Here is a 635-nt window from a genome sequence, read left to right as displayed (position 1 = left end):
CGTTTACCGTTTATCCTTTACTCAACCCACATGGGTAGCCATATCATGACAAATGCCAGCGCCAACATGCTGGCATAATTTCGGGCTAATTTATCGTATCTTGTCGCAATAGCTCGAAAATGTTTTATTCTGGCAAACGCATTTTCGACCAAATGCCGATAACGGTATAAAACATCATCAATATTCTTATCCGATTTTCGGCTGTTTTTTCGATAAGGAATAACTGTTTTCGAACCTCGTTTTTCAACGAATCTTCTGAACACGTTACTATCGTAACCTTTATCCGCAATCACAAAATCGGATGTGGGTGAATGTGCAACTAAACTTTCCGCATGAACAATGTCATGTGTTTGGCCCCCTGACAGCTCAAAATGCACGGGCAACCCGTAACTGTCTACAGCCAGATGAATTTTTGTAGAACGCCCACCCCGACTCTTGCCAATGGCTTCATCTTCCGGTGATACGGCTCCTGAACTGTGTTGATGAGCACGCACAATACTGCCATCAATGAATAACCACTCGGTATCCGTATTCTCAGATAACAATTTGAATAATAGCTCAAAAACCCCTTTTTTTGACCAGGCATTGAAACGCTTAAAAAGGGTATTCCATTTTCCGAATTCCTCGGGTAAATC

At 42.0% G+C, this 635-nt stretch carries 1 protein-coding gene; it reads right to left on the bottom strand.

Translation table 11 applies throughout. From position 1 onward, the window contains the following. Window positions 1–17: 17 nt before the first annotated feature. A partial coding sequence (locus Xedl_RS19975; protein ID WP_074025470.1) for an IS5 family transposase occupies window positions 18–635 on the bottom strand: 618 nt, incomplete at its 5' end.

This window comes from Xenorhabdus eapokensis, from assembly GCF_001908105.1.
Note: the sequence above shows the minus strand (reverse complement) of the source record. Positions and strands in the feature narration are given on the sequence as shown.